Source organism: Massilia sp. S19_KUP03_FR1 (genome assembly GCF_036688685.1).
Classification (GTDB): Bacteria; Pseudomonadota; Gammaproteobacteria; order Burkholderiales; family Burkholderiaceae_D; genus JALYUM01.
In genome coordinates, this window is record NZ_JAQQPS010000005.1 from 230,591 (window position 1) to 249,072 (window position 18,482).

14 protein-coding genes are annotated in these 18,482 nt (G+C 59.4%); 3 read left to right on the forward strand and 11 right to left on the reverse strand.

What is annotated here, in order from left to right; genetic code table 11:
• Window positions 1-50: 50 nt before the first annotated feature.
• The 6 genes from V6M87_RS07605 to V6M87_RS07630 all read right to left on the reverse strand — a co-directional run bounded on the left by V6M87_RS07605 (window position 51) and on the right by V6M87_RS07630 (window position 7,021).
• Window positions 51-1,079, reverse strand: coding sequence for a glycosyltransferase family 2 protein (locus tag V6M87_RS07605; RefSeq protein WP_332875995.1), 1,029 nt, complete (start codon window positions 1,077-1,079; stop codon window positions 51-53).
• Between the two features lie 40 nt (window positions 1,080-1,119).
• Window positions 1,120-2,118: a glycosyltransferase gene (locus V6M87_RS07610; protein WP_332876073.1), complete on the reverse strand. Its 999-nt coding sequence runs from the start codon at window positions 2,116-2,118 to the stop codon at window positions 1,120-1,122.
• A 66-nt stretch (window positions 2,119-2,184) separates the two neighbouring features.
• Window positions 2,185-3,357, reverse strand: a complete 1,173-nt coding sequence (locus V6M87_RS07615) for a hypothetical protein (RefSeq protein WP_332875996.1) — start codon at window positions 3,355-3,357, stop codon at window positions 2,185-2,187.
• A gap of 60 nt (window positions 3,358-3,417) precedes the next feature.
• Entirely contained in the window at window positions 3,418-4,416 is a 999-nt protein-coding gene (locus V6M87_RS07620; RefSeq protein WP_332875997.1) for a glycosyltransferase, read from the reverse strand.
• Between the two features lie 13 nt (window positions 4,417-4,429).
• The gene (locus V6M87_RS07625; RefSeq protein ID WP_332875998.1) at window positions 4,430-5,866 is read right to left on the reverse strand and encodes an oligosaccharide flippase family protein; all 1,437 of its coding nucleotides are present in this window, start codon (window positions 5,864-5,866) and stop codon (window positions 4,430-4,432) included.
• 192 nt (window positions 5,867-6,058) lie between these two features.
• The gene (locus V6M87_RS07630; protein WP_332875999.1) at window positions 6,059-7,021 is read right to left on the reverse strand and encodes a glycosyltransferase family 2 protein; all 963 of its coding nucleotides are present in this window, start codon (window positions 7,019-7,021) and stop codon (window positions 6,059-6,061) included.
• 143 nt (window positions 7,022-7,164) lie between these two features.
• Between V6M87_RS07630 and V6M87_RS07635 the strand changes: the two genes are divergently transcribed.
• Entirely contained in the window at window positions 7,165-8,622 is a 1,458-nt protein-coding gene (locus V6M87_RS07635) for an oligosaccharide flippase family protein (RefSeq protein WP_332876000.1), read from the forward strand.
• Window positions 8,623-8,629: 7 nt separating this feature from the next.
• On the opposite strand, the gene V6M87_RS07640 is transcribed toward V6M87_RS07635, so the two are convergent.
• The 4 genes from V6M87_RS07640 to V6M87_RS07655 are packed head-to-tail and all read right to left on the reverse strand — an operon-like array spanning window position 8,630 to window position 14,544.
• On the reverse strand, window positions 8,630-10,870 hold the full coding sequence (locus V6M87_RS07640; protein ID WP_332876001.1) for a glycosyltransferase: 2,241 nt from the start codon (window positions 10,868-10,870) through the stop codon (window positions 8,630-8,632).
• A gap of 17 nt (window positions 10,871-10,887) precedes the next feature.
• Window positions 10,888-12,216, reverse strand: coding sequence for a putative O-glycosylation ligase, exosortase A system-associated (locus V6M87_RS07645; RefSeq protein WP_332876002.1), 1,329 nt, complete (start codon window positions 12,214-12,216; stop codon window positions 10,888-10,890).
• Window positions 12,209-13,369, reverse strand: coding sequence for a glycosyltransferase family 4 protein (locus V6M87_RS07650; RefSeq protein WP_332876003.1), 1,161 nt, complete (start codon window positions 13,367-13,369; stop codon window positions 12,209-12,211). Before V6M87_RS07650 ends, V6M87_RS07645 begins: the two co-directional genes overlap by 8 nt.
• Window positions 13,366-14,544 carry a glycosyltransferase family 4 protein gene (locus tag V6M87_RS07655; protein ID WP_332876004.1) on the reverse strand — a complete coding sequence of 393 codons (1,179 nt, stop codon included), beginning with the start codon at window positions 14,542-14,544 and terminating at the stop codon, window positions 13,366-13,368. The genes V6M87_RS07650 and V6M87_RS07655 overlap by 4 nt, the downstream gene beginning before the upstream one ends.
• Before the next feature lie 286 nt (window positions 14,545-14,830).
• Here V6M87_RS07655 and V6M87_RS07660 point away from each other — a divergent pair, with 286 nt between their 5' ends.
• Window positions 14,831-16,195, forward strand: a complete 1,365-nt coding sequence (locus tag V6M87_RS07660; RefSeq protein WP_332876005.1) for a UDP-glucose dehydrogenase family protein — start codon at window positions 14,831-14,833, stop codon at window positions 16,193-16,195.
• Window positions 16,195-17,175 (forward strand): NAD-dependent epimerase/dehydratase family protein, encoded by a 981-nt coding sequence (locus V6M87_RS07665; protein ID WP_332876006.1) that lies wholly within the window; start codon window positions 16,195-16,197, stop codon window positions 17,173-17,175. Before V6M87_RS07660 ends, V6M87_RS07665 begins: the two co-directional genes overlap by 1 nt.
• 81 nt (window positions 17,176-17,256) lie before the next feature.
• Here V6M87_RS07665 and V6M87_RS07670 read toward each other — a convergent pair whose 3' ends face one another.
• Entirely contained in the window at window positions 17,257-18,450 is a 1,194-nt protein-coding gene (locus tag V6M87_RS07670) for an acyltransferase family protein (protein WP_332876007.1), read from the reverse strand.
• Window positions 18,451-18,482: the final 32 nt, after the last annotated feature.

Here is an 18,482-nt window from a genome sequence, read left to right on the forward strand (position 1 = left end):
CATTGGACTTGACTAGTTTTGACTGATGTAAGCGAGACGTGCTGCCCAGATTATTCTTGGCTAAGCTGCTGCGCCATCAGTGTTTTTTTGTATGCTTTTAGTCGTTCTTTGTGCATCAGGATAGACAACCGACACGCGGCGTGCATCAGGAACGGTACTTTGCGGGCCAGGTCGGGCCGGCCATGGCGCTGAATAATGAAATCCCAGATGCCCAGCAATGCCGCCTTGGCCTGAGTGTGCATGCCGCGCAGCGGCAAGCGAATGGCGTTGTACAGCGCTTGGTTAACGAGTTTCGCCCAGAGGAAGCGGCGCCGGCCGGCCGGCATGTGGGTATGCAGAAAAATGAGTTCGTTGCGGTAAAAGAGATAAAAGAAATAGTCTGGCAGCTGGTCGATCGTCCGCCAGCCGTGATCGATGGCCGCGTCGAATATCACCTTGCTGCGCCAACCCTTGCGCGCCAGGCGCACGCCAATATCGCTGTCGTCGTAATAGGCAAACAGGCGGTCGTCCAGGTCGCCGACCTGCGCCAGCGCCGAAATGCGCAACATCGAGGCGGTGCCCGCAACGAACAATTCGTCAGGGTGCTCCACGTGCGCGGCGCGCGACTGTGCTTCTGATTTGAACCAGACAGTCTCGCGCGTTGCCCAGTTATGCATGCCACCCCACGCGGCGATGGCGTCGCCGCCGCCGCGCGGCTCAATCACGGGTGACACTGCACCGATGCGCGATTCGGTTTCCATTGCGCGCACCAGGCGCGACAAACAACCGGGCAGGACAGTGGCGTCGTTGTTCAATAGCCAGACATAGTCGAAGTTGTGAGCATGCGCCCACGCGATGGAGGTATTGTGGCCACCGGTAAAGCCAAGGTTGTGTTCCAGGCGGGTGATGTTGAAGCAGATACGCTGGGCGCCTTCCTGCAAGGCCAAGTAGTCGGCCAGCGTCGAGCCATTGTCGATCACGCGCACCTCTACGTCGAAAGAGTCGCTATGTACCTCGGCAGCGAGCGATGCGACACAGTGGATGGTTTCTTCAGCGTTGTTCCAATTGAGGATACTGATCAGGACGGAGGGACGGGTCATGGCGTTTTCGCTTTGGAGGATCGGTGCATATTGGTAAGCGTCAGGCGACTTTGTCGAGCCAGCGCGCGTGTTTTAGTAGTAGCAGTTTGCGTGCCACTTGCATCAGTAGCGGCGGACGCCGGTCCAGCGCCGGCACACCGCCTTGTCCGCGCCAGCCGTCCAGTGCACCGAGCAGGCAGGCATCGGCGCTGCTGGCCAGTCCCTTGCGGCGTAGCCGGTTTGCCGTGAACATTGCCTTGTCCATCAGCCGCCAGCGCAGCCTGGCGCGGTATGCTGCTGGGGTGTGCGCTACAAAAAACAGAAATGCATTCCGGTGCATCAAATAAAAATAATGCGGCGGGCGTTGCTTGGCGGGTGGGGTTGCGTGCAGGGCGCTGGTCTCGAAAGCCATGCGGTTGCGCCAGCCTTTCCGCGCCAAGCGAATGCCGATATCGTCGTCTTCGTAGTACGCGAACAAGTGGGCATTGAGTTCTCCAATGTCGCGCAGCGCAGCCATGCGAAACAGGACGACGGTACCGGTCAACCACATGTCCATAGGGCGGTCCGATTCCATCTGGCGCCCTTCCGCTACCGTTTTTGCCCGCACGAAGGTCAGGTTTTCCCAGTCGTGATACGTGCCGCAAAAATCGATCTCTTCCTGGTTTTCCAGGATCCGAACTACCGGGGAGACGGCACCGCATTGCGGATCGGCGGCCATCACCTTTAATACCTCAGTCAGCGTATTGGCTTCGAGCAGCGAATCGCTGTTCACCAGCCAGATGAAATCCATCTGACGCTCGTGAGCCAACTTGATCGCCACATTATGTCCACCCGCGAACCCGCGATTGGTGTCGTTGCGAATCAGTTCGACGTTCAGCCTGGCCAGGCGCCGTTGCAGGTTTTCCCAGTCTGGCGCCGCCGAGCCGTTGTCGATCACTAGGATCGTGAGGCTAACACCGGGATCGACGCGCATCTTCATGACGGACTCGACACATTCCCCCGTCATCTCTGAGGTGTTCCAATTCAAGATGCTGACAAGGACGTTGTGGTCTGTTTTCATGGTCTGCAAAATTCTACGATATGAGTAAGGCAATAGCGGTAGTGGCCTGACGAACCGGCCTTGATGCTAGGACCAGCAGCGTTCCTGCATGGCGCGGTACGCCGGGGCTGTCGCGTCGGGCAGGCGGCTTGCATAGGCCCGGTCGAGATTTTCCCGTTGTTGCTGGTAGCGTTGCGCATCGAATTGATGCAGCAGGCGTTCGGCGGTCGACTGTATCTCGGCCTCGTCCGCGCAAATGTAGCCGATATCGCCAAACATGTTGGCCAATTCGCGGATGACAGGCGTGTCGAGCGCGATGACGGGTTTGCGCCAACGCAGCACGTCGAGCAGCACGCCACTGGCCGACAAGCCGTAATAATTCATGTTATAGGGCAAGACGACGTAGTGCAGCGCACAAATCTCTGTCTCGAATATTTCACGCGTTAGCCACGATTGGGAAAACGGTAAGGGGCCGCTGATACCGCTCAGATCGAGGGTATTGGCGTCTTGCTGAAGTTTTCCGACCAGGCGAAAGTCTGGCTGGAACGGCTGGTCGCGGCTGACCCGCAAGGCCAGCTTCGCAAACAGGTCCAGTCCTTTCGATGGGCCGGCGATGCCGAGCAGGCCGAACCGGATCGACGTCGTTGGCAAGCACGATGAAAGCCAAGGCGTATCGGACGCAATACAGGGGTGACGAATCATGTCGATGACGGGTGTCGCCGGGGGAATGCGTTGAGCAAGATTGACGGCGATATGGGTTTCCAGCGTGATGTAGCGGATATCGCGCAGCGGTAGCGTACCGATGGCGCTGGTGTAATCGAGGCCGCGCAGCATGGGGTTGCGCGCGCGCGGCGCCTGGATGCTGTTCAGATCACCGTGCAGTACCATGTGGCAGCGAAAGGCCGGATGCAGCATCTTGAAGCACTTTGCGGCCCAGATATGATGGGGTTCGCTGCTCAAAAACACCACTTGCGGCGCCTGCTTTTCCAGTGGCAGCCAGGTCTTGTGCAACATTGCGAACGTGGACATGAAGCGGCGCCGGAAGTCGCGCGCCTTCAGTTGCGGCGGGAGATATGCGATTCTTGTGAGGCGACGAGCGAGTACGTCGTCCAGCTGGCCCAGCGCTGCTTCCAAGTGGGAAGCCTGGGCAAAAATCGTCAGCTGCTGTTCCGGAAACGCCAGCGCTGCAGTTTCAAGGAACGCACGGGTGAACGGCGCATGTGACACGCCAGCCTGGGTTAGCTCATAAAATAAAATCATTGAAAGTGCTTTCGCAAACCTGGCGTTATCGTTTTAAAAATCATTGTGTCCGTAACTGGCTTACGGTTCCACCTTGAGAATCAGACGGTACTGTTTGAGCAACAATACCTTGCACAGGACCCGCAACCAGAGAGCCGGTTGACGCGCCAGATCGGGCCGCCCACCGTGCCCGCGCAAGCCATCCATCGCGCCGAGCAGGCACGCGTGCGCAAGATCGTTTTTGCCTTTGCGGCGCAGCCGGTTAGCGGTAAACACGGCGCGGTCGAGCAGGCGATAGTGAATCAGGCGGCGAAATTGCACCGGCGTGTGCGCCAGGTAAAACAGCAGGGCATTTCGATTCATCAAGTAGAAATAATGCGCCGGCCGTTCCTTGACGTTTGGCTGCGCATGGCGCGCGCGTGACTCGAACGCCATCCGGTTCGACCAACCGGCCTTGATCAGGCGTACGCCAATATCGTCATCTTCGAAATAGGCAAACAGTTTTTCATTGAGCAGGCCGACTGCGCGCAGTGCCTGCATCCGGAACATGACAACCGTGCCGGCGAGCCACATTTCCTTACCGTTTGCCGCTTCCATGGCGCGTGCTTGTGCCACAGATCCGGCGCGTACCGAGTCGAGCGCGGGCCAGTCGTGCTGGGCACCGCAAAAGTCGATGGCGTTCTCGTTGTGAAGGGCCGTGACGACGGGTGAAACAGAACCGCAGGCCGGGTCGCTACGCATCAGGTCAAGCAGCTGCATCAAAGTTTCCTGCTCCAGCAGCGAGTCGCTGTTGACCAGCCAGATGAAGCCGGCATCCTGTTCAAGTGCCATGCGGATGGCGACGTTATGCCCACCGGCGAAGCCCAGATTGTCCGGCTGACGGATCAGTTTCACGGCGGGGTCGGTGACCAGTTGCTTCAATGTCATCCAGTCCGTCTCGGCGGAACCGTTGTCGATGACGACCACTTGCAGATCGACGTCCGGCCCTTGGCGCATGGCCAGCACCGACGCGACGCAGGTAGCGGTCATGGCCGCGGTGTTCCAGTTGAGGATACTGACGATGATGGAACAGTTTTTCATGGCAGAGGACAAGTTAGCTGGCGCGGACGCGCGTCATGACGTGGGCGAGCAGCATGCGTAATTCGGTGCTGGCAGGGTGGCGGACGATAAACACCGCGGCGATCCAGGCGACGCCTGCGGTCAATCCGGTGATCAGAAGTCGGACCAGGGGTATGGCGACCAGCCAGGTCGTCAGGGCCCAGATGACGGCGCTGACGAGGACGGTAACGATCAGGCTGCGCCAGCACATGGCCAGGACGGCGCTGAGCGGAATCTGGACTGCACGCCGCACGAAAATATAGGCTGCGATGCATTGCAAAGCTTCCGCCGCGACCAGCGCCAGCGCCACAGTGCGCAGGTCGCCGGTCAGTGCGCCGGCCAGCAGCAGGGTGATGCGGATACATTGGGCCACCAGGCTATAGCGCGAAAGCAAATCGGCCCGATCGGTCGCGTTGCAGATGGTACCGGTCAGTGACGACAGCGCTGCGCACGCGGCGCCCCAGCAAAGGATGCTGGTCAATGGCGCCGCCTCGACCCATTTTGCACCGAAAAGGACCAGAACGGCATCGTGCGCACAAAGTGCGACAACAGCAAAAACCGGCCATAACACGACAGTGAAGTACTGAATCGATTTGAGCAGCAGGGGCGTTACATTGCCGGTCTTGCGCGCGTCGCCAGCCATATTGGTCAGGACCACGGGCATGACGGAATTCTGGATCGAATCCTGCACCATCGTGATCAACGTACCCGATCGGCTAAGCAAGCCAACCGCACTGAATCCCACCAGTTTGCCGACGATCAGGTCGCTCGCACGGGCGCCCAGCTGCTCCGTCACGCCGAACACAGTCATGTGCATGCCAAACCGCGCGATCTGTGGATAGTGCTGTAACGAAAAGCGGTACAGGCCACGTTCGGTCCAGAGCAGATTCGATACCACCACCAGCGTGACCGAACTGGCCAGTTGTCCCAAGGCAAGCGATTTCGCGCCGAAACCGAGCCACGCCAGAAGGATCGCCACGCCGGCGTTGACCAGTGCGCTGGCCATGCTGATCTTGAGCATGTCCAGGAATCGGTTGCCGCGCAACAGCAGCGCCAGATTAACAGTCGACAGCGGCGAAATTAGCAGGCCAGCGGTGGTGATCCAGATGATGGTGGCAACTTCCGGCTTGCCGTAAAAGTTGGCGACAGGTATGGCCACCACCGCCAGCACAAGCGACAGCACCATGGCGATCATCATCGAGATGGTGAATGCGGTTTGCACCTTCGGCGGGGTAATTTCCGCTTCCTTGACCAGGTAATTACCGACGCCAAAGTCACGAACCGCATGGGTCAGCGCCGCAATGGCGACGCCAATTGAAAATACGCCGGTTTCTTCCGGAGAGATCAGGCGCGAGAGCACCATCACCGATCCGATACTGACTAACAATTGCAAGTGCTTTTGCAGGAATGAAACCGCTATGTTCCTACGCACGGCACCCCCTGCGTTCAGCAAGGGACAGCGATGCAGTCGTCAGTGAAATCGCTGCAAGGGTATGGGTGGGGCAGGTCATGGAAACTCTCGGAACAGAAAGCAATGAAATGTTTGACCCATTATATCGTTGCCTTGACTGCACGAGTTGCAAGTTGGTAATAAGTGTGGAATCAATTACAAAAAACGGATTATTTATTGCGTCATTTTCCACAAGGGCCTGCGCAAAAACGCCGGCAACTTCATCAGCATGACCTTGACCTGAAACTTGAGGTTAGCTGGGCGCATGCGCAGGCGCGCCAGGGCGTCGGCTGCGATATCGAACGTGCCCCGCGCGAAGGCGCCATTGAAAATGTCGAGGCGGCGCACATCGATACTCTCCAGGATCGCCGCGCGATGCCGCGCCGCACCGGGATGCTTCTCAAGGGCAAATTCGAGGATCTGCACGCAGCCGCGTACTTGCCGAATGTTGTCGGTCGAATCGTTGCCAGCATGCTTGCGGACCCGCACAAGTGGTGTGGTGCAAAGGACAATATCGGTGTGGTCGATCAGGCGCAGTGTAAATTCGTAGTCTTCGGCGCCGACGCCGTTGAATTGCGGGTCGTAGCCGCCAATGGCCGTGTACACCGAGCGACGAATCAGGCTCCCGGATGGAAACAAGGGTTGGTAGGCAAGCGTGCGCCGATACAGGTCGGGAATGGCATGCCAAAAGGCGCCGTCGCGCCGGGCGCCGGCAAAAAAAGTGACCGGGGCACCGGCAAATTTGTCGGCGTGGACGCCTTGTTCGTCGAACGTTACGAAGTTGCTGTAGACACTGTCGCACCCGGGATGGGCTTCCAGCCACGCCTGCATGGCGGCGACATAGCCGGGTTCCAGCAAATCGTCGGAATCGCACAGGACAATGAATTCACCGCGCGCCGCTGCTACACCGATATTGCGCGCGCGCTGGACGCCACCATTTGCCACCGTGATCACTTGCACGCGGCCGGCATAGAGCGCCAGAACAGCGGCCGTGTCGTCGCGTGAACCATCGTCGACGACGATGATTTCGAGGAAGGAAACCGCCTGTGCGATCGCACTGTCAAGCGTGGCGGCGATCAGGTTGCCCCGGTTGAAGGTTGGAATCACCAGCGTGATTGAGGGGGCGGTAGAATCCACAAACTCTCCGAGTATCAGTGACGCAAAGAAAGGCAAGATACCTTGGCAGGGTGAATTAAACAAGTGCCAAGGTCTGAAGTGTTACCGGGGTGGAGGGCAGTGTAAAATCGCTGGCTTCTCCGCGGGCAATTACAGGACTGACTATGGCAACGCTGCGCCGCTCGCTGGTGATCAATTTTTTCTCGTCGTCGGGCGCGGCCTTCCTGCAATTCCTTGTCAGCGTGATTCTGGCCAGGCTGCTGGCGCCGGGTGAAATCGGCGTCTTTTCGATGACCGTCGTCATTGTCAATGTCGCGCACATCTTCCGCGATTTCGGCGTGGCCTCGTATGTGCAGCGCGAACCGGACCTGACGGTCGAAAAGATGCGCTCGGCCATCGGTGTCATGCTGGCGTCGTCGTGGACCATCTGCGTGCTGCTGTTCACGCTAAGCGGTGCGCTGGCACGCTGGTTCGGCGAACCTGGCATGGCCCCTGTAATGCGCGTGCTGGCGCTGGGGTTCTTTATTATTCCGTTCGGTTCGATTACCAATTCACTGCTGGTGCGGCGGTTTGCCGCCGACAAGCAGGCGCTCGTCAGCGCCGCCAGTACCATCACGTATTGCACGGTTTGCCTGACCCTGGCAACGTTCGGTTTCGGCACCATGAGCCTGGCCTGGGCCAACCTGGTCAGCCTGGTGGTGACAGCGCTGGCGCTGTTGCCGCTGCGGCCGCCAGGCACGCCATGGCTGCCCGGCCTGGCGCATTGGCGGGCAATCGTCCACTTTGGCCTTGGCACCCTGCTGGTCAACTGCACCACTGCCGTCAACAACGCGATTCCCGATCTTCTGCTGGGTAAATTGGGCAATGCGCGCCTGGTGGGTCTGCTCAGCCGGGCCAATTCCACCGTGTCAATTTTTGGCTACGTGGCCGGTTCCACCGTCACCTATGGCGCGGTATCGTACTTGTCGCAGGCGCATCACCGGGGCGAATCGCTGGCGCCGGTGGTGGCACGCGCCACGTCATTGTTGACCGGCGTGGCCTGGCCAGCGTTTGCCTGTACCGCGCTGCTGGGTGCGGATATCGTGCTGGCGCTCTATGGACAGGGATGGCGCGACAGCGTGCCGGCGATCCTGCCGTTGACCGTGTCCGCTGCGGTGGCGATGGTGTTCCATTACACGCCCAGCGCGCTCATTGCACTCGGGCGGCCCTATCTGGGGGCGCTGCCGGTGCTGGTCATGTTGGTCAGCCGGCTCGGCTTCGGTTACGTGTTATATGACGGGCGCCTGGTCAACTTTGCCTGGGCGATCTGCCTGGCAACGCTGGCAGCAACCCCGGTGATGTGGTGGCAGCAGCGGCGCCATCTCGGTATGGGCCGGCTGGTGCATGCTCTGGCGCCGAGCATGGCGGTCGCGCTGGCATGTGGCTTGACCTGCTTCGCCCTGCAACACGTGCTGCCGCTGGCGCCGGGTGCGACGCGGCTGCTGGTGATGGCGTTGCCGCTGGTGTTGGCCTGGTATGGTGCGCTGCGCCTGACGCGCCACGCGCTGGTCGATGAAGTGCACCACCTGGGCGCCGGTCTGCTGGTTCGCCTGAAATTGCGCCCGGTCGGCGGCGCCGGCTAGTCCAGCGTCAACGGGCGTATTCGCTCAACATCCGTTCACAGGTTTTGACAAACTGGCGCGCCACGGCGGCGGTGTTGTTGTCGAGCGCCAGCTGCAATCCGTTTGCCGCCAGGTGCTCGGCCAGCGCGTCGTCACCCAGTACTCGCTCGATGGCTGCGGCAATTTCGTCGATGTTATTACCGTCGACCAGCAAACCGCTCTGATTCTCCAGCACCGCTTCGACCGCACCGCCGGCGCGGCCACCGATGACAGGTTTGCGGCAGGCATTCGCTTCCCGAAACACCAGGCCAAAGCCTTCCGTATCGCCATCCGGCATGGTGCGATTCGGCATCAGGAACAGGTCGCACAAGCGCAGGTAATCCACCAGTTCGGCATCGGTGACCTTGCCAACCAGGGTGATGTGCTCCCCCATGTTTGCGCGCGCGATGATTTGCTCGATTTCGGCGCGCATCTCGCCGTCGCCGATGATCAGGTAGTGCACGTCCTGGCGATGACGCACCACCTGCGCCATTGCCAGGACGGCTTTGTCAATGCCCTTGCGCGCCACCATGCGGCCCACCGTGACGACGACCTTCTTGCCTGCCAGCCGGTGTCGCGCGATCATGTCCGGGTTGCGCGGGCCGGGCGTGAACCGGGCCGTATCGACCCCATTCTGGATCAGGACGATCGACTTGGGCGGCACCTCCATCAGGCGCGTGAGCGCATCGCACGTGAAGGCGCTGACGGCGACGATCTTGTCGGCCGCGTGCAGGTACTGGCGTCGCTTGTTGCCATAAAATCGTCCGCCAGTCTCGGTCGTGATTTCTTCGCCGTGCACATATACCAGTAATTTTACGTTGTACAGCTTGCGCAGCGCCAGGCCCAGCCAGCTCCCCGCCACCAGTTCGCCGACGCACACCACATTGATGTCGTGCCGGCGCACGATGCGCGCCGCCGCCAGCAGCGCTTTGGCATACAGCGGAAAGTCCTGGAACAACAGGCGCCATACCGACACCAGAATATTGGCTGGCGGCGTCGCGATCAGGGGGCGCAGCAAGTCGGTGCGATCGATCGGATAGCCGGCGGCTTCATCGAACGCACGCCAGCCTGGCACAGGCTGGTTGGTCAGGTAATTCATTTTGGCCGTCAGTACCCGGATACTGCCGGGCGGCATGAACTGGCACAAGTTGTCGTAGACGACTGCCGAACCGCCATGCAGCGGTGGAAATGTACTGGCGATGAGCAGGCAGCGTACGTCGGTGCCGTCGCTACTGGTATCGTCGGCGGCGCCCGCTTTTTTCGCCAGTGGCATGGCGCGGGTGCGCATATTGCGCGCCAGCTGAAAGGCGATGCGGTTGTTGGAACGGCCCCATGGCGTAAAGCGTGGCAACTGAAACATGTCGCTGTCGCGCGTCGCCACGCCACTGCTGGTGGTGACGGCCGAGGTGTAGCCGAGCGATTTCACCATGGCCACGTGTTCCGGCCCGTAGTCTTCGTTGGGACGCCCGTTCGGGTAGGCGAATGAATGCACGCGCGCGCCGATGATCGCTTCCAGTTCTTCTTTGCAGTTGCCAATTTCAGCACGCGCCTGAGCGCGCGTGCATTCGTTCAAAATAGGGTGATGAACCGTGTGGGCGCCGATGTCGAAACCCTGGTTGTGCAGCGTGCGCACGGTGTCCGTATTGAATGGGCGCGGCAGCGAAATGGTGCTGCGCGCTTGCGCCTCCAGCACTTCGATGGCGCCGACCCGGTCTGCCAGAGGCGCGTATTTCAGGCGTCCCTGCAGTTCTTCAATCAGGCGCAGGCGCGTACCCGGTTGGCCCAGATCGGTGTATTTGCCAAAGCCGTAGGGCAGCAAGAAACCGCTGTCGGGCAGGGCCCGTACGGCCGCGACAATGCGTTCGTGCCACAAGGCACCGCCGTCCAGTTGTCCAGTGGTGACGAAAAACGTGCCCGGCAAATTGCGCTTGCGCAGTGCCGGACTGACGTTGTCGAGCCACTCCGCGTAACCATCGTCGAAGGTCAGCGCCATGGCGCGGCTGGGTAGCTTGCCAGCCTGCAGCGCCGCGGTCGCTGCCGGCAGCGGCATCACATTGGCATTGACAACCAGGAAGTCGAGGATCTGCTCAAAGCCGGCCAGGTCCAGCTCGTCGGCGATGAGCGGATCGGCGACAGTCGGAATCTTGTGGAACAGCAGGACAGACAGGCGCCCTCCCGTTCCGGCAGGCGACAGCAACGAAAACACACTCTGGACAAGGGACGATTTCATAAGTAATACGGCACGTTTCAAAGTATGTGGTCGAGAAGCCCGCGCAAGCCTTTACGCCGCTTGATGTCCACGCGCGCCGCTTGCGGGACATACGGGATAGGCTGGCCTGCCTTGTCGCGTTTCAGGAGGAGCAGCTTCTCCAGCGCCACCAGGATGATGATGATGTCATAGTACAAGTCGAAGTAGGCCAGCGACAGGAAGGCCCCGCTGACCGCGTAGCCGATGATGCAAACCTGGGCCATTTTGGCCAGGTCCGACGCCCATTTCAATTCCGGGGCATCGGCGCAGAATTTGACTACCCGCGTGCCGGTGCGCCACGCGCACAGCATCAATACGACGAACATCGTCAGACCAACGACACCATGGTCGCCGAGTACCTGAAAGAAAATGCTGTGGGCGACATGGTAGTCGAGCGGATTGGGCGCGTAGATGGCGAATTGGCGCACTGAAAACACGTTGAAGCCGCCACCCAGCACATTATGGGTGGCCACGTTGATGGCAAATTGCCACGCGTTGATCCGGCCCATGGCCGATCCGTCCTCTTTGTATTCGCCAATCGTATCCATACGCTCGAACCATTGCGCGGGCATGACGAGCGATACCAGCGCGATCATCCCGATGACGGCCACGCCAGTGGCTGCCTTGTTTTTGCTCTTGAGCCAGAGGAAGCCCAGCATGGCGCCGCCGCCGACCAGCGCACCGCGCGAATACGATCCGACCGCAGCGATGGCCGTGAAGATCGTCATGGCCAGCATGAACAGCGATACCAGCTTGTTGGTGGCCTGGTTGCGCAAGTACCAGATCAACGGCAGCGTCACCACCAGCGCCAGCGCCATCGCATTGTTTTCAGCGATATAGCTGCCGTCGGGGCCATACACCTTGAAGTTGCCGCCTGACGCCAGCACGAACAGCCCACCTTTCAGGCCGTAGATCCCGATCGAGAGCGCCACGACCCATGTGTATTGCTTAATATCGCGCTCGGTATTGAGCACCATGAATGACACGAACACCATGAACATGGTCTTGATAACGCGGTTCCATTCCTGCCAGACCAGGCCGGGTTCCAGCGCGAAGAAACTGGTAAAGGTCATCCACGCTGTGAAGACCAGCAGCAGTATTGTCACGGGCGTGCGCGGAAAGCCTTTTGGCTGCTTGGTCAGCAGCACCGCCAGTGTCGTGACGCCCGCGATCAGCGCGACAAATGGAAAATCGTAGGCCGCGCCGTAACTGAGCCGGTGCGGATTCATCAGACTGATCCAGGTGAAGACGATGACGCCGACGGCAGGACGCTTGAAGATGAACGGAATCGTTCCAAATATGATCGCGAACAACAGCAAGTCACGCATGGCGCTTCTCCAGGCTGCTGAACAATTCGACAACGCGGCGGGCGTTGGCCTTCCAGGTGAGCTGCTGCTCGACGATCGCATCGCGCGCACCTTGCGCAACGTGCAGGCGCAGCGCCCTATCGATGCACAGCCGGTGGATCGACGCGGCTAGCTGCTCAGGATGCTCAGGATCGAACAACAGCGCATTTTTTTCGTGCGTCAGGATTTCGCGGATGTTCGGCTGACCCGGCGCCACGATCGCCTTCCCGAGCGCCAAATACTCAAACAGTTTCAAAGGCGAGGCGTAGTCGACCACGGCCGGCTGCAGCGCAATGTCGAACGCTGAAACATATTTGGCCACGTCGTCGCGCTCGACGATACCCGTAAAGTGTACGCGTGCGCCAATGCCCAGTTTGGCTGCCTGCTGTTCCAGCGCCGCACGCGCCGGGCCGTCGCCGACCACCAGCAGGGTGCGCAATGCATCGGGCGGGTCATCGGCGATCAGCTCGATCACCTTGTCCAGGCCATGCCAGTCGCGCACGAAACCCGTAAAGCCCAGCACAAGCTGCCCCTCCAGTCCGAGTGCGCGCTTGGCGGCCGCGACGTCGGCGTTGCCGTCGAACCGGTCGCCATTGATGCCGTTCGGGATCACGACGATGCGTTCGGCCGCTACGCCATAGGCCTGCACCATGTCGCCCAGTACCTGGGTGACCGGCAACACCAGGTCGGCGTTTTTCCAGGCATAGGATTGCGACCAGCGCGCCAGGCGCCGCAAGGAAAGACCGTCGTATTTGGCGCGCTCCTCCAGGATCGGTGCATTAATTTCCAGCAGCATCGGCAACTTGTACTTGCGCGCCAGCCAGATACCGGCCGGTAAAAACAGGTTGTAGCGTTCGTACAACACGTCCGGCTGATGCTGGCGCACGGCGGCAGCCAGGCGCCGGTAGGCGACCGCCGAATAGGCCAGCTCGATGAGCTCGTAGCACCATTTTGGCATGTAGCGTTTCAACAGGGCGACAGCGCCGGCGTCCGAACCGAACGATTCGGTTTCGGCACTGGGCGGTGCGACGATGATCACTTCATGGCCGAGCGACCGCAGGGCGTTGATCATTTCTTCGATATGGACGTACTGCCCGTCCTTCGAACGGGTCCGGTGGTGGTAGAGAATCCTCACGCAGCTTTATCCAATATGACTTGCTGGAACAGGGCGATCTGTCCCTGGGTGGTGTCGTCCCAGCTGAAACGCTCGGCGTAGCGGCGCGTGGCGCCGTGATCGGGGTAGTTGGCGCGCAGCAGGCGCACGCTGGCGGCCAGGCTGGCCGGCGTGCGTTCGTCCATCAACAAGCCAGCTTCCGGCGCATTGACCACTTCCGGCGTGCCCCAGACATTGCTGGCGATGACTGGCGTGCCGCACGCCATCGATTCGAGCAGGACATTCGCCCAGCCTTCGCGCGACGATGCGAGTACCAGCACGTCGGCGGCGTTGTAATACTGCGCCAGGGCCGTCTGTGCAATGGGGCCGAGGAAGGTTACGCGGTCGTTCACGCCAATCTGCGCGGCCAGGTCTTGCAGTTTTTTCAGGTCGGGGCCGGAGCCGGCGATCATCAGGCGCACGTCGGGCAACTCGACCAGCGCACGGATCGGGATATCGTGGGCTTTGCGGGGATCGAGCAGGCCCACCGACAGGATGGTGAACGCCGTGATGCCCAGCGCCGCGCGTGCGGCGGCGCGGTCGGTCGGCTGGAAGCGTTGCAGGTCGACGCCGTTGCGCAGCGCCACGATGTTCTTGTTGACCACGCCCAGTCCGGTGATCTCTTCCTTCAGTGCCTGGCAAACGGTCACGATGCCGCTGGCGCGTTCGGCGGCCCACATGATCATCTTGCGCGGCAAAGCGAACTGGGGAATCAGGTTGATGTCGGTACCGCGCGCGGTGATGACCACCGGCTTATTAAAATACTTTCCCAGCATGACGGCAGCGACGCCGTCAGGATAGAAATAGTGGGCGTCGATGGCGTCGAAGTCGTAGCCTTCGTCGCGGATGCGGCCGATGGCCTTTTTGGCCGACTGGGCCAGCATGAAGGGTGTGATGTTCATGCCGATGCGTGGCACCACCAGGTAGCGCGGATGGTCCACCGACAGGCCATTGCGTTCTTCATGGCGCGGCACGCGCGCGAACTGGGCGTAGGGACCGTATTTGGGATCGCGCGAGGGGAACCAGGGCACTGGGGCCACCACGCGTGATTCGGCCTTGCCGCTGGCAATCAGGTAGCGCAGGCGGGTCTCGACGAAAATGCCGTGATTCGGCTGCTCCGAATTCGGGTATAAAGTGCTGAAAGTTAATAGCTTCATATATATTAATCAGGCGCAGGCATGCCCGGAACCGCAGAGGTGAGCGGCGATACTAGCAGACACACTTGGGGACGCTGCGCGATTGTCGCCAAAAAGGAATAAATTTTGCCAAAGGGCAGCACAATTGGCGGGCTAGCGTATGAATACTTATCAATCATGATACTATAATTCAAGTTTACTTTAGACATTTCCACTACCCGGCGACAGCGCCAGGGCGGCCTCCCAAGCCCTCTGCACCGCGGTCGCGCCTGTTCCCTGCCGTGCTGACAATTCCCCTATATACATTATGAAGATTTCTATCATTGGTACCGGCTACGTCGGCCTCGTTTCCGGCGCTTGCTTCGCGGATGTCGGCAATGCCGTCCTTTGTCTGGACGTCAATGAAGACAAAATCGCGATGCTGAAAAACGGCGTGATCCCGATTCACGAGCCTGGCCTGGACCAGCTGGTAGCGCGCAACGCGAGTGCCGGCCGCCTGCTGTTCTCCACCAGCTACGACGAAGCGATCGCCCACGCGGACCTGGTCTTCCTGGCCGTCGGCACCCCGCCTGACGAAGACGGCAGCGCCGATCTGACCCACATCCTGGCTGCGGCACGCTCGATCGGTCAGCGCATGGAGCGTCCGCTGGTCGTGGTCGACAAGTCGACGGTACCGGTCGGCACCGCCGACAAGGTCCGTGCCGCCATCCAGGGCGAACTCGACAAACGCGGCAGCAAGGTGTCGTTTGCCGTTGTCAGCAACCCTGAATTCCTGAAAGAAGGCGCAGCGATCGACGACTTCATGCGCCCTGACCGCATCGTGGTCGGCAGCAACGACCCGCGCGCTACCAAGTTGATGCGCCAGTTATACGCGCCGTTCAGCCGCAACCATGAAAAACTGGTCGAAATGGACGTGCGCAGCGCCGAACTGACGAAATACGCCGCTAATTCGATGCTGGCCACCCGTATCAGTTTCATGAACGAACTGGCGAACCTGGCCGAACTGCTGGACGCCGACATTGAAGCGGTGCGCCTGGGAATGGGCCTCGATCCCCGGATCGGCTCGCAGTTCCTGTACGCCGGCATGGGTTATGGTGGTTCGTGCTTCCCGAAAGACGTCAAGGCACTCGTGAAAACCGCGGGCGACCATCAACAGTCGATGCACATCCTGGATGCCACCGAGCGCGTCAACGAAGCGCAAAAAAACGTGCTGTTCAACAAGCTGGTGCGCCATTACGGCGGCGTCGAGAACCTGGCTGGCAAGACGGTTGCACTGTGGGGCATGTCGTTCAAGCCGAACACCGATGACATGCGCGAAGCGCCGAGCCTGGTGCTGATCCGCGAACTGTTCAAGGCCGGCTGCACTGTGCGGGCTTACGACCCGGTCGCCAGCAAGGAAGCGCTGCACCTTCTGCAACAGGAACACGGCATTGAGATATGCGCTGCGCAACTCACCATCGTTGCCTCCGCCAGTGCCGCCACCGACAATGCGGACGTGCTGGTGCTGGTCACCGAGTGGAAAGAATTCCGCGCACCCGATTTTGCCGCGCTGGCCGTGAGCCTGCGCGACAAAGCCGTGTTTGATGGCCGCAATATCTACGATCCGGCTGAAGTTGCCGCGGCCGGCCTGTCCTACGAGGGCATCGGCCGCGTCAGCCGGAAAGCGGTTTGATGATCGCTGGGACGCACCGCATCCTCGTCACGGGCGCGGCAGGCTTTATTGGCAGTTACGTGTCGGCGCGCCTGGCGGCGATGGGCCACCAGGTGTTCGGTTGCGATAATTTTAACGACTACTACGACCCGCAGCTCAAGCACGACCGCGTCGCGGCCTTGCTGGTACCCGCCGGCGTGGTGTGCGATGTCGTCGAACTGGCCGATACGGCGCAGGTCGAGGCCCTGTTCGCGCGGGTAAAACCGACGCTAGTGGTACACCTGGCGGCGCAGGCCGGGGTGCGTTACTCGCTGATCAATCCGCAAGCGTACATTCAGTCGAATCTGGTCGCTTTCGGCAATATCCTCGAAGCCTGCCGCCAGGGCAAGATCGAACACCTGTTGTATGCCAGTAGCAGCAGCGTGTACGGCGCCAACGCCAAGGTGCCGTTCAGCGAAGACGACATCACCGATACCCCGGTGTCGCTGTACGCCGCCACGAAAAAATCGAACGAGCTGATGGCGTATTCGTATAGTCAGCTGTACAAAGTACCGGCCACCGGGCTGCGTTTCTTTACCGTGTACGGTCCCTGGGGCCGGCCGGACATGGCCTACTTCAGTTTTACGCAGAAGCTGCTGCAAGGCGCGCCGATCCAGGTGTTCGCCGAGGGCAAGTTGACGCGCGATTTTACCTATATCGATGACATCGTCGAAGGCGTGGTGCGCTTGCTGTTCAAGCCGAGCGACGAGGGCGGCGTGCCGCATGCGGTGTACAACATCGGCAACGACCAGCCGGTGTCCGTGCTGTACTTTATCGAGACGCTGGAAAACGCCCTTGGGGTCAAGGCGGAGAAAGAGTTCTTGCCGATGCAGCCGGGCGATGTGCCGGCCACGCACGCGGACACGCGCAAGCTGCAGGGGTGGGTCGACTTCGCGCCGCAGACCTCACTGGCGACGGGACTGGCGCGGTTTGCGCACTGGTACCATAGCCACTTCAAGTGACGTCTCTTCCTTCGGTTTGAAGCAAATAAACCCAGCTAATTTGGCTGGGTTTTTATTTGCGCCAAGCTTGACGCGACGATATTATTCTCGGGTTTTTGATGATAAAAAGGGTACGCGAAGTATGCGTTTCGCTGGCCAGCGCTTGCCTAATTTTTTACCCATCTTAATCCCTGGTTTTTCAATGATATGAAATGTTACTGCGGATAGCGTCAGTAGGCATGGAACCAGTACGGCGACGTACATCCAATATGTCGTGCTGGATAGCGAAGAAATTTTACCCTTGCCTATTACAAAGTTTGCCATTGAAAACAATAAAATTCCATGAGTCAAATAGATGCTGTAGGCTAGCTCGCCTAATCTGCGAGAGGTGGAGGCATTTAGCGAGCCGAATAGATCGGCGCCACCGGCGATCAGACTAAACGCAAGCGTAAGAATGAGAGACGGAAAAAAATCATACGCTGTAGGGAACATCAATACCGTGGAAAAGCAGGCTAGTACGATTATCGAAGCCACTGGAGATTTTGCAAATCGGAGAAAGTTCTCGTTGCGCACTAGCCGCGCAGCAATCATTCCACCCAAAAAAATAAAGGCAAATTGTGGTCGCATGGCGGTTAGCCATGCCATTGCAAGCCCGATGCCGGCGACCGCCAGCATTACCCAATGAGGGCGCTGACCAGTGGTCAAAGCTATCAAGGGCAAAACCAGGTAAAAGCACCACTCGTAAGGTAGGGACCAAGTTACACCAGCAACGATACGAGCGGTATCTATATGATTGATAGCAGGACTACCTGGAACTGTGAAAAGTAACCAACGAACCGCGCAGAAGAAAATATATCGTGGTGTATCGATCAGAGTGCCATCTGATAATATGGCGACAATCAAAAAAAGAAAAATCATCACAACAAAATACAGCGGAGTAAGCCGAAAAAAACGCGATATGAAAAAAGATCTCCATTCGAAAAGTTTCGACTTGCTATCCAGAAGCTTGTCATAAAATAGAAAGCTTGTGATCATAAAAAAAAGCGCTACGCTGGATTCACCCAAGTGCGTGTAAAGATGAGAATCTGGTACCGTCCATTCACCGGTGCGGCTGTATGTAAACCAGATTGCTGCATGATGAAGGAAAACAAAAAACGCCAAGTACCCGCGCAAGCCATCGATTGTACTGAAGCGCCCAGGCTGTTCACCGCTCTTCGCCCAGATAAAGGTCGCGCGAACGCAGCCAATAGTAAGTATTAAAAGTGCGACAGCGAACAGAGGATTTAAGTGATGCATGGTTATCGTTTGTAATTTGTTAAACGGCAATG